Below are 13,892 nucleotides of genomic sequence, written 5' to 3' on the forward strand. Positions count from 1 at the left end.
GGATTGAGAAAGGAACTGCAGGAAGACGTGAGTTATCCGGAAGTCATCAATTTTCCGCCCGAGACGGAGCACCCTTCTCCAAACCGGCCATCGCGCGACAGCTCAGCGCGCAAGGCAGGATGGGTTGTGGGCGGTCTCATCCTTATTCTGCTGATTGCGGGCGCGGTTACGATTGCCAGCAAGTTGGGGGAGAAGAAGGCGTTGGCGGCTGAGACTGAGCGTCTGGCAACCCCGAATGTTTCGGTCATTCATCCCACGCAGGAACAATCGCACGAAGAGCTGGTTTTGCCTGCGACAGTGCAGGCTTACCAGGAATCGCCGATTTACGCGCGCACCAATGGATACGTCTTGCGCTGGTACAAGGACATCGGCTCACATCTAAGTAAAGGGGACCTGCTCGCCGATATCGACACGCCTGAAGTCGATCAGGAATTGTTGCAGGCTCGGGCCACGCGTCAGCAGATCCAGGCGCAGTTGGGATTAGCGAAGAGCTCGGCTGAGCGCTGGCAGAATCTGAGCAAGAGCGACTCCGTCTCGCAGCAGGAAGTTGACCAGCAGGTAAGTGGGTACCAACAAGCCGAGGCCAATCTTGCCGCGGCGGATGCGAGCGTTCGCCGGCTTCAGCAAATGGAGTCGTTCAAGCACGTGTACGCACCCTTTGCCGGGGTGCTGACCAAGCGCAACATCGATGTCGGAGCGCTCATTAATGCGGGCAACATGGGCTCGAACAAAGAATTGTTTGACGTTGCCCAGGTCGATCCGCTGCGCGTGTACGTCAGTGTGCCCCAGACCTACAGCCCGTTCATTCATGTCGGCATGAAGGCGTCTTTGGAGCAGAGAGAGTATGCCGGTCAACGGTTTGAAGGAAAGGTCGTACGAACCTCTGAGGTAATCGATCCTTCGACGCGGACTTTGCTTACTGAAATCGACGTTCCCAATCCGGGAGGAAAGATTCTTCCCGGAGCTTATGCACAGGTGCACTTTGCGGCGAAGATCGACGCTCCCAGATTGACGATTCCGATCAATACCTTGCTCTTCCGTCCGGAAGGTCCACGGGCCGCTGTGGTCGATTCGGATAAGAAGGTCAAACTGCGCGCTGTAACCATCGGACGAGACTACGGCAGCGCCGTCGAAGTGCTTGGTGGGCTGGAGCCGAGTGATCAAGTGATTGTGAATCCTGCTGATTCTCTGGAAGACGGCCAGCGGGTGAATGTTGCTCTGCCCAAAGCGGGAACGCAGAAGCAGGGGAACTAAGCCATTTTCATGCTTGCTATGGACATAGCTTGAGCCGTCTAAAGCGCATGTTCCGTTCTTGCGCGCTTTAGCGCCTGCGATAAGGCACTCATTTTGGAATAAACGCACTTACTTCAGCGGCTGAAGCCGGCGACGGTTCAGCTCGCTTTACGACACCGATGAATCCGTGCCCTTCCCTAAATCACACCACACCAACTGTGCAAATGCTGTAGACAAGACCGGGAGCAGTAAAAAAGGGCAGCCACTTCTGGCTGCCCTCTTTAATTTGCACTGTGTTTCTTAACGCCAGGCTGAACTGGCAAATTGGATCCAGTCCATGGTGCGCTCATAACGGTCTCTTTGGGCCGTCTGTGAGTCGTACCAGGTGTCGCCATATCGATCGCGCATCCTTTCGCGCTCGCGTTGAGCTGCGCGATAGTTGTGCTCGCGTTCGTACTGACGGAGTCTCCAACGATCGCGTTCCAATTGCCGCTCGTCGCGACGGATGTCGCTATAGACGCCGCGGTTTTCGCGACAGCCACGATTTTGATCGTGGCGGACGTCGTCACCGCGTCGCCAGTTCCGGTCATGGTCATGGCGACCATAATCAGCGCGTCGCCAATCGCTGCTGCGATGCGATCGCCAATTGTGATCTGCCGCCATCACCGTGCCGGTACCGGCAAGTGTGAACAGCAAGAGCCCCACTGCTATTCCTTTCATTTGATTTTCTCGCTTGATCAGAATTCGGCTTCAGGGGTTAGCCGTTATCGTCAGCAACCCGGATTCAGGAGAGAGTTGCGGTGTGCGGCGAAATTCTTTGTAGAACCGCGACGCGAGTCAGTCCAAATCGCCCGCCGGCCAACCAAGATGATGATGCAAGAAGTCTGAGTGTCTCGAATCTATAGGAACACTGTCATCCCTCCGGCCACCGCGAAAGCCGCTAAAGGGGTCATCAAAGCTGACGCGGCCTGGGGGATCTGCTTTTTGCCGAATCGAACCGAACAGTAGATCCCCCGCGCCGCAAACCAGATTCTCAGCAAACTGCGGGATGTAGTTGCGGCGCGGATGACAGTTCCAAAAAGGACTGAGCTAACAAAGAGAAAGGGCAGTCCGTCACCGTGGACTGCCCTCTCTACTTGGCAGAAGCTTTTCAGCAAACGTGCTGGCTTCCGCAGTTAAAACTTAGCGCCAACCCCAATTGCGGTCGTGACGGATGTCGCGGTTGTCACGCCGAATGTCGCCTCGATCGCGAGACAACTCGCGGTAGTCGTTCCGCAATTCTGCGCGCTCTCGCTGCACTCCACGCCAATCGCCTTCACGGTATTCCTGGCGCAATTCGCGCTGATCCCGCGCAATTTCGGCGTTGTCGCGGCCAATATCCCGACGGTCTGAGCGTCGATCTGCGTAGTCGTGGCGAAGGTCCGATCTCCAGGGCCGTTCTTGTGCCATCAGTGAGCCGGCGCCCATGATTCCCATAAGTACTATGCCAACTAACGTGCGTTTCATGATTGTTTTCTCCTCGTCCTAAGCCCGCCGGCGGGCCTACCAGTACTAACACCCGGCCGGAAAAGAGTTGTGGTGATATTCGCTAGGGAAATCAGCACGCTAGGGGCAGAGTCGTCGTGGGGATGCCAAATGCTTACAGCCCTGCTTCAATCCGCGAACGTGGATCGAGGTAATCACGCAGCGCATCGCCAATAAAGTTAAACGACAATACCGCCAACATGACCGCAGCAGCAGGGAAGAGCACGAGGTGCGGCGCGTCGAACAGATGAGAGCGGCCGTCATTCAACATCGAGCCCCAGCTTGCTGTCGGCGGCGGTATGCCTAATCCAAGAAAGCTCATGGTCGCCTCGGCGAGCACAGCTCCGGCCATGCCGATCGCTGCCTGCACAATCACCGGCTGAATGATATTCGGCAGAATATGACGCGTGATCACGCGCCAGTCGCTGGCTCCTAAGGCTCGAGCAGCTTCCACAAATTCCCGTTCCCGAACCGAGAGCACCTGCGCGCGCACCAAACGCGCGTAGCCAACCCATCCGCCGATCCACAGAGCCAAGATCAAGTTGAAGACTCCGGGCCCGAGAAAGGCGACGAAGGCAATGGCCAGAAGAATCCCAGGGAAGGACAAAAATGCGTTCATCACCACAATGTTGAAGAAGCGATCAATGCGTCCGCCGTAGTATCCGGCGATCGATCCAAAGATCAGACCGAGCAACAACGATCCAGCCACAACGCTGATTCCCACCAGCATCGAGATGCGCGCACCATAGATAACGCGCGAAAGGATGTCGCGTCCAAGCTCATCGGTGCCGAACCAGTGTCCATGGCTGGGCCGCTCAAGCCGCGTTGCCAGATCGAGCTGCGCAGGATCACGCGGTGCGATCCACGGGGCGAAGAGCGCGAAGATCACGAACAGGCAAACAAGTGTGACGCCGAATGCAGCGAGCCGATTGTGGAGCAGTGAGCGCATGAGGCTGAAATTCATTTAACCACGGAGACACGGAGGCACGGAGAAAGCTAGCAAAGCTAACCACGAAGGACACGAAGGATCACGAAGGAAGCGGCTGTGGACTCTACGTTGGGAAGATTCCTCTTCCTGTTTCCTCCTTAGTGATCCTTCGTGTCCTTCGTGGTTTCCCACCGGGTTTTAGTTGAAGGGCCGAGCAAGATCCATAGAAACAAGCACTTAGCGCTCGACGAAATCCACAGGCAACCCTCTTGACATGTATCGCAATCAGTAATATTGTTATCGCGATTTGTAATAACACAAAAAGAGCACATGAAGCTGGGCGAAAAAATTCGGTACCTGCGCGAGGTGGAAGGCAGCATTCGCGGGCTTGATCGCGAGATGACGCAGCAGGAGATCGTTCGCGCCTTGAAGAAAGAGTTGGGCGCGAGCATCAGTCAGTCGTATCTCTCGCAGATCGAGAAGGGCGTGCGTCCGCACCTTACTAACACAACGCGCCTGTTGCTCGCCCGCTTTTTCAAGGTGCATCCGGGATACCTGGTGGACGATCCCGAGGGCTATCACACCGAATTGATGTCGGATGTGCGCACCCTCGAAGAACGTCTTGATCTTTGGCTGATCGCCGGTGCGGAGCGCTTTCGCCGCGATCCGCAGGTGAAGCATGCGCTGCTGGAAGTTGCCAAGCACAATGACTCGCGGGGATGTCTGGTGCTGCTGGGCGCGATCTTGGATACCCCGGGATTGGCGGAACGCTTGCTTCAGGTCCTGAAACCGAATGGACACAGCCGCGAAAACGGAAAGCGCAGGCTGGATAGCAACACGCGCGGAGAGGAGATCTTATGAATTGGGAACTCTTCTATCTGATCTGCTTCATTGTGGGATTCGTATTTAGCACGCTCTCGTTTTTGACTGGGACTCTGCATCTTCATCTGCCGGTCAAGTGGCACCTACACGTTGGGAGTGATGGATTTCATGCGCACGGCATTGGATCGTTTTTTAATTCATTCACGCTAATGGCGTTCCTTACCTGGTTTGGCGGAATGGGCTATTTGCTGACGCACTATTCCAGCATCTGGATTGGCTTCGCGCTCTTGCTGGCGACGCTTGCGGGCCTAATCGGTGCTGCCATTGTCGGATGGTTTTTCGCGCGCGTGCTGATGAAACACGATGTGGGCATCGATCCCGCGGAATATGACATGACCGGAGTTCTCGGACGAGTGAGCAGCTCCATCCGTGGAGGCGGCACTGGCGAGATCGTTTTCGAACAAGTAGGCACGCGGCGCAGTTGCGGCGCGCGCAGCGAAGTTGGATTGCCGATCGCGAAGGGCTCAGAGATTGTGGTCACGCGCTACGAGCGAGGAATCGCATACGTGCGCACATGGGACGAGATTTCCGGCGAGGCAAACGCCAAAACCGGAGAGGTAAGCAAGCTGTAAGCGGGTTTCGCCGAGAAGCCCAAGGAGAAATGTTATGCCGAACTTTTCATGGCAGGTAGTTACTGGACTGGCGGTGCTGGGAACGATGTTCCTCCTGGCAATGCTGGCAAAGCTCTTCGTCAAGGCCGGACCGAATGAGGCGCTGATTGTCTACGGTTTCAAAGGAAAGCGCGTGCGGATCGGACATGGGACGGTGGTATTTCCGTTATTCGAAAGCTGCCGCATGTTGTCGCTCGAGCTGATGTCGTTCGACGTCGCGCCACAGCAGGACCTGTACACCAACCAGGGCGTCGCTGTGTCCGTGGAAGCGGTGGCGCAGATCAAAGTGAAGTCCGACGAGGTCTCGATCTTCACCGCTGCCGAGCAGTTCCTGAGCAAGACACCGGCGCAGCGTGAAGGCCTGATTCGTCTGGTGATGGAAGGACATCTGCGCGGCATCATCGGACAGCTCACGGTGGAACAGATCGTGAAGGAGCCGGAGATGGTTGCCGACCGCATGCGATCGACTTGCTCCGACGATCTGAACAAGATGGGACTCGAAGTCGTGTCGTTCACGATCAAGGAAGTGAAGGACAAGAACGAGTACATCGCCAATATGGGGCGTCCCGACGTTGCTCGCATAAAGCGCGACGCTGATGTAGCCGCCGCCGAAGCCGAACGCGATACAGCAATCAAGCGCGCGGAGGCTCTGAGGGAATCGGCGATTGCGAAGGCTAAAGCCGACCAGGAGCGCGTGCTCGCCGAAACGCTTTCGCAGGCCAAACAGGCCGAGGCGCAGCGCGATCTTGAGGTCAAGAAAGCTACTTACTCGGAGCTGATTAAGAAGCAGCAGGCACAGGCCGATAAGGCTTATGAGATCCAGGCCAACATTCAGCAGCAGACGGTGATTGCCGAGGCTGTGAAGGTGCAGCAGATCGAGAAAGAGCAACAGATCAAGGTGCAGGAAGCGGAAATCCTACGCCACGAGAAGGAACTGATCGCAACCGTGCTGAAAGAGGCTGAGATCGAGCGTCAACGCATTCAAACGCTGGCAGAAGCCGATCGTCAGCGCCAAATGTTAGAAGCCGAAGGTCGCGCCTCCGCGACGCGCGCGCAAGGTGAGGCTGAAGCCGAGATTATCTTCAAGAAAGGCGAGGCTGAAGCCAAGGCGATGAACGTGAAGGCCGAAGCCTATCAGGAGTGGAACCAGGCGGCTGTGGTCGATAAGCTGATTACCAGTCTTCCCGAAGTGGTCCGTGCGATGGCCGCGCCACTCGCGAACGTCGACAAGATCACGATTGTCTCCACTGGAAACGACGGAGCTGCCGGTGCCAGCAAGATCACCGGCGATATGGCGAAGATCGCGGCGCAGGTTCCGGCGTTGTTCGAAGCCTTCTCGGGCATGAACATGAACGAGTTGCTCGGCCGGGTGAAGCAGTTGAAGCCCGACAAGACAGATGGCGATGCCTCAAAGAAGAAGTCGGCGGGCGCCGGTTCGCAGACACAGTAGTGGTCGCTGGCAGAGACGCCCGCCGCGGTGGACGTCTCTAGCCAGGCTGAATGGGTTCTCGAAGGAGAGAGGTCATGAATACATGGAAGGGTGCATTCGTCGCGGTGCTGCTGAGCGGGGTGGTCTTCGGCATTCTCAACGGACACCTCGCTGTGTGGACCGCCGTGGGAGCGGCGCTCGGCGCCGTGCTGGCAGGGCGCGAAAGAAATCGGGCTACCTGTGCATCGAGTGATTGTGCGCCTGACGCCAAATCGCTGAAGACGCAAACCACGCAAATGCAGGGGAATGGGTGAGGAATGGAAAGGAGTTGAGTCATGGCATTACTGGAAAGAGTTTCGACGTTAATCCGGGCCAACATCAATGACCTGGTCGATAAGGCAGAAGATCCCGAGAAGATGATCAAGCAGGTCATCCTCGACATGCAGAACCAGCTTCTTCAGGTGAAGACGCAAGTGGCGATTGCGATCGCCGATCAGCATCTGCTCGAGAAGAAGCAGAAAGAAAACCTCGAGAAAGCGGCCGAGTGGACGCGCAAGGCGGAGCTCGCTGTTTCGAAGAAGCAAGACGATCTCGCGCGGGCCGCTATCGAGCGCTCGCTAAGCACGAAGCAAACTGCGCAGAACTTCGAGCAGCAGGTTGCCGATCAGAAGATCGAGGTCGAGAATCTGAAGACCGCTTTTCGCAAGCTCGAACAAAAGCTCGAAGAAGCGCAATCGAAGTGCGACGTGCTAGTTGCCCAGGCTCGCCGGTCTCGCGTGGTCGGGAAGGCTCGCACCGCGCAGTCCGCTGCTGGCAATGGCAAGCATGTTGAGACGTTCGACCGCATGAAACAGAAGGTCGAGCGCGGCGAGGCCATCAACCACGCGCATCAGGAGCTGACCGGCGAGTCGATCGAGGATCGTTTCGCGACGCTGGAACGCGAGGACGAAATCGAGCGCCTGCTGACCGAGATCAAGAACAAGAGCGCGTCAGCGTAAAGCGGCTGTCGGCACTCGGCTCTCGGCGTTCGGCCAGCAAACTATTTTAAGTAGCACCGAGCTCGCCCGGCAATCGAAGACATGGGAATCTAGTCTTGGTGCTCAAGGCTGGTTGCTGGCCGAACGCCGACAGCCGAGTGCCGCGGCCCACCGCGCCTGCGCTCTCGCCTTATCCACTCATTTGTGCGATTCTTTTTCCGTGAAGAACCAAAGCCAACGCGATCTTGAAAAACACTGGGCCGAGCAATCAAAGAAGCAGACGCCCGCCGAACGCCTTCAGATGAAGGCGGAAAAGCTGCGCAAACAAATCGAGCGCGACAAAGCCTTGCTCGAGCGACGCCAGAAGCTGGACGCCGGATCCGCACTTCAACCCACGGGACAGGCCGCATCTGCAGCTCCTGCGCAGAATGAAGGCAAAGCCGGCAATTCCAAGTCGGCTGGATCAGCGCGGCGCAAACCTACGAAATGATTCGAGTATCGTGCGTTGTATTGCTGCTCTCTATTTTTTTTTCGCTGCGGCTGCTCGGTCAAGAGATCACCAGCACCACGCAGATGGAGCAGCAAATCCTGGAATGGACGAACCAGGAGCGCGCAAAAGTAAATGCTCCGCCGCTCAAGTGGAACAACAGATTGGCTCTGGCTGCTCGCCTGCATTCCGATGAGATGGCGGGTCGCAAGGAACTGAGCCACCAGTTGAAGGGCGAACCGCCCTTTACCCAGCGGCTATCGGAGCGTGGCGCGAAGTTCAGCGGCGCGGCTGAGAACGTAGGATACGCCGACAGTGCCGAGGAGTTGCAGAGCGGATGGATGCGCTCGCCCGGGCATCGCGCCAACCTGCTGAATCCTGTCTACAACGAAATGGGTGTGGGAATCGTGCGCTCCGGCAACCGACTATGGGCAACCACGGACTTTGCCACCGGGCTCCAAAATCTCTCGCCGGAGGACTTCGAACAAGCGGTTGAACAACAGCTCGCGTCCCGCAGAAGTAACCGTCGGCTGGCAGTGCTGAAGGCAACGCATTCTTCTCAGTTACGCCGCGTGGCCTGCTCAGGAGATAGTTCTGCGAGCGCGGCCTTCGCTGCCTTGCCGCATCCGGGCGCTCAGGCGTCCGCGTTTAACTTCACCACTCCAAGTCCTACCGATCTTCCTTCCAATCTCATGAACAAGGTGCTCGAACTTCCCTCGGGCAACTATTCCATCGGAGCCTGCGCCACCAAGGCCGGAAATGATGGCATGAGCACCTATCGTGTAGTGGTGATTCTGTATCGCTGAGGCCCCCTGGCCAGTTTTCCTGAACACCACTCTTCCAGTTTTCTACAGACTAATAATGCGATGTTCCCTTTTAGAACCGTCATCCCTCGCGCCGCATGTGGTCCGCCTGCGCTTCGAGAACTCGTTGTTGCAGCGCGGGGGGAACTGCTGTTCTTGGCATCCACGGCGTGGCAGACGAACAGCAGATCCCCAACTCCGCGGTTCAACTCACTCACAGGACAAAGGGCTTCGCTGCGGAGTGAGGGATGACAGTCCTAATAGTAACGATGACACTATAGAAGGATGACAGTACAAAGCACTTAGTTAGAAGATGTCTACGCAAGCACCGCAACTAGCGATAATGCCTGCATCGCGAGAGAGCGATCGCCTCTAACGTCAACCTCGCGTGCCGCGGTTTGCACGTCAACAGCCTTAGTGAATACGCGCCAGGCCAGCTCCTGATCCATCTTCAGCGTCGCCTCCGCAGACGGCGCGTGTTGTTCCAAGATCCAGGCGGAATCCGTCCTCTCCACGAACCATGAGCCTCCAGCCTCACCAGTGATTTGAATCTCGACAACCGTTCCTTCGCGAGCCTTCACTGAGCGGAACGCATGTGGCATGCCGCGCATGAACGTATCGAGCACTGGGAAGTAAAGTTCACGGCTGCTGATTCCTGGTCGATCAACCGCGACCCGAATCTGCTGCTGATGGTGCCACCGTTCCGTGTACTCGCGTGCAATGTCGAACCAGTTCGCAGAAGTCTCTTCTCCCGCCCATGTGACTCCCCAGAGCGCAGGTGCATCGGGATCAAGTCCGCGGAAGAGATCGTGTACTTCCTTCGACGTGATCTCCATAAAGTCAATCAAGACTCGCGAGCTAAGCCGACGCGCGGCCTGCACCCAATCGGTATTGTTGCGGTTGATGAATCCCACGAAAGCCTCGTAGCCTTCTCGCGGCGGAGGCGCAAGGCCGAAGAAGCCATCTCGTTGGATTGAGAGCCGTTTTAGATTGCCGTCGAGCAGGTGAGAGGCGACGTCTTTGACCGTCCACTGCTTTGCCAAAGTGGGACGCGACCAGTCGTCATGTCGCAGGCACCTGAGCACTTCGATGAGCATGCCTTCGAGCACGGGGAACAGGTCGACGGTGAGGATGGGCTGAAGGGGCATGATTTGGCCGATGCGTTCGTGACTAAATACTGTCATCCTGAGTCCGCCGCGGCGGACGAAGGATCTCCCGCGATGTCTCAGACGTAAATGCTGCTTCGAGGCTTTACACGAGGATTCTGGCCGAAGAGCCGGGCCGGAGCAAGTAAGTCCAAAAAATTCCGGGAGAACCTTCGGCCAAAAGAGGGCCTCAGGATGACAGTGTAAGAGAGCGTCGCCGCGAGCAAAGCGCAAAAAGAGGGCTGCCGCAGCAGCCCCTCACGACTTCGTACTGGATCAGAAAGTGAACTTCACCGACAACTGAACTTGCAGCGGATCGCCTACGCCTTCGCGCAGAAACCCGTCGAAGTTAAAGAGTGCCGGACTCACTAGCGGATTGATGTTGTTCTTGTTGTTGAAGCTGTTAAACATCTCAATTTGAGGAATCAATGCGTAACGATCCCCAAAATGGAACGGACGAGCTCCACGCCAATCGAAGCTGAAGTAGCCGTTGTCCTTGCGCAGGTGATTGCGCCCGCAGTCGATTCCGTTCACCACGCGAGTCCTCGAATTGTTAGAACTGCATGGCGCTCCAGTGCCAGTGCCTAAAGGGTTGTCAGTGATCGGCTGAGCCGTATGTGCCTGCATACGCGGACTAAATTCAATTCCGTATGGCAGCTTCATGTAGCCGAACAGATTGAATCTGTGTCGCTCGTCACGATCCGAGAACGCATAGTCTCTGCGGAAATCGAAGCGATTGAAATAACGGAAGGTGAAGGGATCGCGTTCGTTGGAGTCATCGTCTACGTCTTCCGAAAGCACGTAGTTGAATTCCAGCTGATAGTTCTGGCTGAACCTCTTCCTGGCTCCGACTGTGAGGCCTCGATAGAGCGAATGGGCACTGCTCTGCGTATCCGTAATCGTACCGAGGTTGGTGAACGGTCCGGGTGCGTAACTCACGGTGTCGACGTTGTCGGTCGGCTGAATGGGAAGAGCCGCGCCAGTGTTTGGATTCACGAAGCGCGTCAGATAGACACCCTGGGAGTAAGTGAGATCGAGGTATCCTGCCCAATTGGCTGCCAACTCCTGCTGATACCCAAAGTTCGCAGTGTAGGTTCGAGGATTGTTGTAGTTGCGGTTAAACACCGTAACGCCGGGCTGGAATGGGAACCCTCCACCAGACGGAGTGAACGGAATCACGTTCGGCCACTGCGGCTTCGGACCGTTCGGGCTGATGAAGACCTGCGTGTAGGCTGCTGGAACGCCGGGGCAAGTGCCGTTTGTTGGAGCCGGCGTCAGCGGACAAGTGGCCACGTTACCTGCAAACAATGTTTGCTGTTGAACTCCGTTAGTTGTAATCGCTCCTACTTGAGTGAGCATGTTCAATTGTGCGTTGTAGATGCCCCAACTGGCTCGCACAACCGACTTTTGGTTGTTCCTAATGTCCCAGGAAACGCCGATTCGCGGCTGAAACATCTTGGTGGCGTTCGGGATCTTGCCGTCCGAAGGAAATCTTGGATCGCTCAGATTTGTGCCGTACGCGGTCTTTGATGGCGGTATCACCGGATCCGGAAATGTTTGAGATTCCCAGCGCAAACCGTAATTGAAGGTGATGTTCGGACGGAATTGCCATTTGTCTTGCAGGAAGAAGGCGTAATTGTTGTTGCTGATGTCGGAAGCTCCGGGAGTAACGTTCGTTAAACCAGTGCCGGCGCCCTGAAGATAGAGAAGCAGCGGGCTCGCGGTGGCAGTGAATCCATCGGGACACTTCTCGCCCTGATTCACGAAGCTTCCGTTGGCGCACTCCGCTGTGTTCGGACCAAAGCCGTGGCTGGTGGCAGTCGCCGGCGTGGCGAAGTGCATGAAGCCAACGACTGAGTCGAAGATGTAACGGCCCTGGAAGAATCCGCGGAAGACCTGCGCGTTGTTGCTGTGTAGGAACTCTCCACCAAACTTGATCGTGTGATTACCGGAAACGATCGAGAAGTTGTCGCGCACCTGAATACGCTTGAAAACTTCATCGATATTGGGTCCCAGGAAGAACGGATGCCCAAAACGGAAGGATGGAGCGAATCCCATCGCGGTGTCTGCCGGTACGTTTGATGTAACCGCCGATCGTGGACGATCCTCTCGCGAAAAGCTGAAATGACCTTCGTTTACTTTCTTGCTCGATACGCTGGTGAAGAGATTGAAGTTGACCGAGTTAATTTTGGAAGGACCCTCGATTCCATTGGCCGAGGTCCCGTACGTAGGCACGTCGAAGGTCTGATTGGGATTATTGGAGCGATCGAAGTTGTAGGACGCGCTCAGGTTGTTGGCAGTGTTGACGGTCCAGTCATATTTGCCGAGGAGCGCGGTATTGTGAATCTCATGCTGGACCGGAAGCCCCTCGTTCTGATTAACGCTGTTCTTGAAGAAGTTGAGCAGAGCCAGGCGCTGGCACTCGGAATTGCCTCCGATCAGCGCGTCATTCGTTCCAACCACGGGCGTACCTACAGAACAAGTGCCAAGCGGCGAGCTTAGGTTTGGCCGATTGAGATTTTCGAGAATCTGCTCGACCGCTCCGAAGAAGAACATCTTTTGCTTGATGATCGGACCGCCCACTGTTCCGCCAAACTGCTCGCGATGGAAGTCCTGGAGGGGCTTGCCGTCGGACGTGTCGGCGCTGAGCGCTTCCAGGCGTTGGAAGTGAAAGGCGCTGCCGTGGAACTGATCGGTACCTGATTTAGTGATCACGTTCACCACTCCGCCGGCGGTGCGTCCGAACTCAGCGGTGGCTCCGGTAGCTACTACCTGAAACTCTTTTACGGCGTCGAGAGTTATGTCGATGGCCGCCCGCTGTCCTCCGACTTGCTCGCCGAAGAAGCCGTTGTTGTAGTCGCCGCCGTCAAGGCTGATGTTGTTGTAGATTCCGCGTTGGCCGGCAAAGGTGATCTCGTCGCCATCAGGCCCCTGCACGATGCTTACTCCGGGAGTGAGCGTAAGCAGGTCTTCAAACTTTCTTCCCAGAATGGGAGTTTGCGCAATGGTGATGTTGTTCAGCGTGCTGCTTGATTCGGTCGCCGTCGTGTCGATGACCGTAGTGGCATTGACGGTGACCGTCTCGCCGGCGGAGGACACCTTCATCGTGAAGTTTAGAATCCTTGCCTGGCCGACAGTTAAATCGACGCCTTGAGTGACGACGGTCGAAAATCCTTCTTTCTTGGCGATGAGTTCGTATCGTCCCGGCGCTAGCGCGAGGAACGAGAACCTGCCACTCTCGTCGCTGGTTGTCGCTTGCCTTATTTGAGTATCAAGATTGTGGGCCTCAACCGAAGCCCCCGGTATTACCGCTCCGGACGGGTCAAGTACCGTGCCTTGGATGACGCCGCTTGTGATCTGGGTTTGAGAAAACGCAACGCTTGTCATCAGGAAAATGGCAAGCACGAACAGAGAGATACGACGCAGGGAGATCATTCGGGGCTCCTCATCACATTTCCGGCCACACGCGACCGGGAACTTCGTTCAGCTTCTTGGGAAGTCGCAGAATGTTAATCCAAAATTCACGTACTTGCACTATTCAAAATTCGAATTTCTGAGTGGCTGCGAACATTTGAGTGGAAAACCTGAGAGGGAGGCCCTGACGATAAAAAGCCTTCGCGGTTAGCAAGCCATGAACAAAAATATAGTGATCCCGCAATGGAACCCTGCGACATTTTTCCGCGTATTCACTAACGACAGCACACAAATGCCGTCTATAGATACGAGAGGAGAAATACAATGTTCGACGCAAAGTACAACTCACTGTTCGACAACGCGTGGTTCCGCATCGCTGTGAACTGTGCCGTGTTTGCGGTATGGGCTGGCGTAGCGTTTGGATCGTTGGCAGCCAAGTAGTGTTTGTACGGGGTTATT

13 protein-coding genes are annotated in these 13,892 nt (G+C 56.2%); 8 read left to right on the forward strand and 5 right to left on the reverse strand.

What is annotated here, in order from left to right; genetic code table 11:
* The first annotated feature begins 3 nt into the window (after positions 1-3).
* A complete protein-coding gene (locus tag VNX88_13120) occupies positions 4-1,254 on the forward strand; it encodes an efflux RND transporter periplasmic adaptor subunit (protein HWY69603.1) in 1,251 nt (416 codons plus the stop codon).
* 279 nt (positions 1,255-1,533) lie between these two features.
* On the opposite strand, the gene VNX88_13125 is transcribed toward VNX88_13120, so the two are convergent.
* The 3 genes from VNX88_13125 to VNX88_13135 all read right to left on the reverse strand — a co-directional run bounded on the left by VNX88_13125 (position 1,534) and on the right by VNX88_13135 (position 3,706).
* Entirely contained in the window at positions 1,534-1,953 is a 420-nt protein-coding gene (locus VNX88_13125; GenBank protein ID HWY69604.1) for a hypothetical protein, read from the reverse strand.
* A gap of 462 nt (positions 1,954-2,415) precedes the next feature.
* The gene (locus VNX88_13130; GenBank protein ID HWY69605.1) at positions 2,416-2,739 is read right to left on the reverse strand and encodes a hypothetical protein; all 324 of its coding nucleotides are present in this window, start codon (positions 2,737-2,739) and stop codon (positions 2,416-2,418) included.
* A 133-nt stretch (positions 2,740-2,872) separates the two neighbouring features.
* The gene (locus tag VNX88_13135) at positions 2,873-3,706 is read right to left on the reverse strand and encodes an ABC transporter permease (protein HWY69606.1); all 834 of its coding nucleotides are present in this window, start codon (positions 3,704-3,706) and stop codon (positions 2,873-2,875) included.
* Positions 3,707-4,015: 309 nt separating this feature from the next.
* Between VNX88_13135 and VNX88_13140 the strand changes: the two genes are divergently transcribed.
* The 7 genes from VNX88_13140 to VNX88_13170 all read left to right on the forward strand — a co-directional run bounded on the left by VNX88_13140 (position 4,016) and on the right by VNX88_13170 (position 8,877).
* Positions 4,016-4,546, forward strand: coding sequence for a helix-turn-helix transcriptional regulator (locus VNX88_13140; protein HWY69607.1), 531 nt, complete (start codon positions 4,016-4,018; stop codon positions 4,544-4,546).
* Positions 4,543-5,139: a hypothetical protein gene (locus VNX88_13145; GenBank protein HWY69608.1), complete on the forward strand. Its 597-nt coding sequence runs from the start codon at positions 4,543-4,545 to the stop codon at positions 5,137-5,139. Before VNX88_13140 ends, VNX88_13145 begins: the two co-directional genes overlap by 4 nt.
* A 34-nt stretch (positions 5,140-5,173) precedes the next feature.
* Positions 5,174-6,628: an SPFH domain-containing protein gene (locus VNX88_13150; GenBank protein ID HWY69609.1), complete on the forward strand. Its 1,455-nt coding sequence runs from the start codon at positions 5,174-5,176 to the stop codon at positions 6,626-6,628.
* 74 nt (positions 6,629-6,702) lie between these two features.
* Positions 6,703-6,921 carry a hypothetical protein gene (locus VNX88_13155; GenBank protein HWY69610.1) on the forward strand — a complete coding sequence of 73 codons (219 nt, stop codon included), beginning with the start codon at positions 6,703-6,705 and terminating at the stop codon, positions 6,919-6,921.
* A 21-nt stretch (positions 6,922-6,942) separates the two neighbouring features.
* Entirely contained in the window at positions 6,943-7,605 is a 663-nt protein-coding gene (locus VNX88_13160) for a PspA/IM30 family protein (GenBank protein HWY69611.1), read from the forward strand.
* A gap of 199 nt (positions 7,606-7,804) precedes the next feature.
* The gene (locus tag VNX88_13165; protein ID HWY69612.1) at positions 7,805-8,074 is read left to right on the forward strand and encodes a hypothetical protein; all 270 of its coding nucleotides are present in this window, start codon (positions 7,805-7,807) and stop codon (positions 8,072-8,074) included.
* Positions 8,071-8,877 (forward strand): CAP domain-containing protein, encoded by an 807-nt coding sequence (locus VNX88_13170; protein HWY69613.1) that lies wholly within the window; start codon positions 8,071-8,073, stop codon positions 8,875-8,877. The genes VNX88_13165 and VNX88_13170 overlap by 4 nt, the downstream gene beginning before the upstream one ends.
* A gap of 314 nt (positions 8,878-9,191) precedes the next feature.
* Here VNX88_13170 and VNX88_13175 read toward each other — a convergent pair whose 3' ends face one another.
* Both VNX88_13175 and VNX88_13180 read right to left on the reverse strand, forming a co-directional pair.
* On the reverse strand, positions 9,192-10,058 hold the full coding sequence (locus VNX88_13175) for a maleylpyruvate isomerase N-terminal domain-containing protein (GenBank protein ID HWY69614.1): 867 nt from the start codon (positions 10,056-10,058) through the stop codon (positions 9,192-9,194).
* Between the two features lie 237 nt (positions 10,059-10,295).
* Positions 10,296-13,454 carry a carboxypeptidase regulatory-like domain-containing protein gene (locus VNX88_13180; GenBank protein ID HWY69615.1) on the reverse strand — a complete coding sequence of 1,053 codons (3,159 nt, stop codon included), beginning with the start codon at positions 13,452-13,454 and terminating at the stop codon, positions 10,296-10,298.
* Positions 13,455-13,892: the final 438 nt, after the last annotated feature.

Source organism: Terriglobales bacterium (assembly GCA_035567895.1).
GTDB lineage: Bacteria > Acidobacteriota > Terriglobia > Terriglobales > Acidobacteriaceae > Gp1-AA112.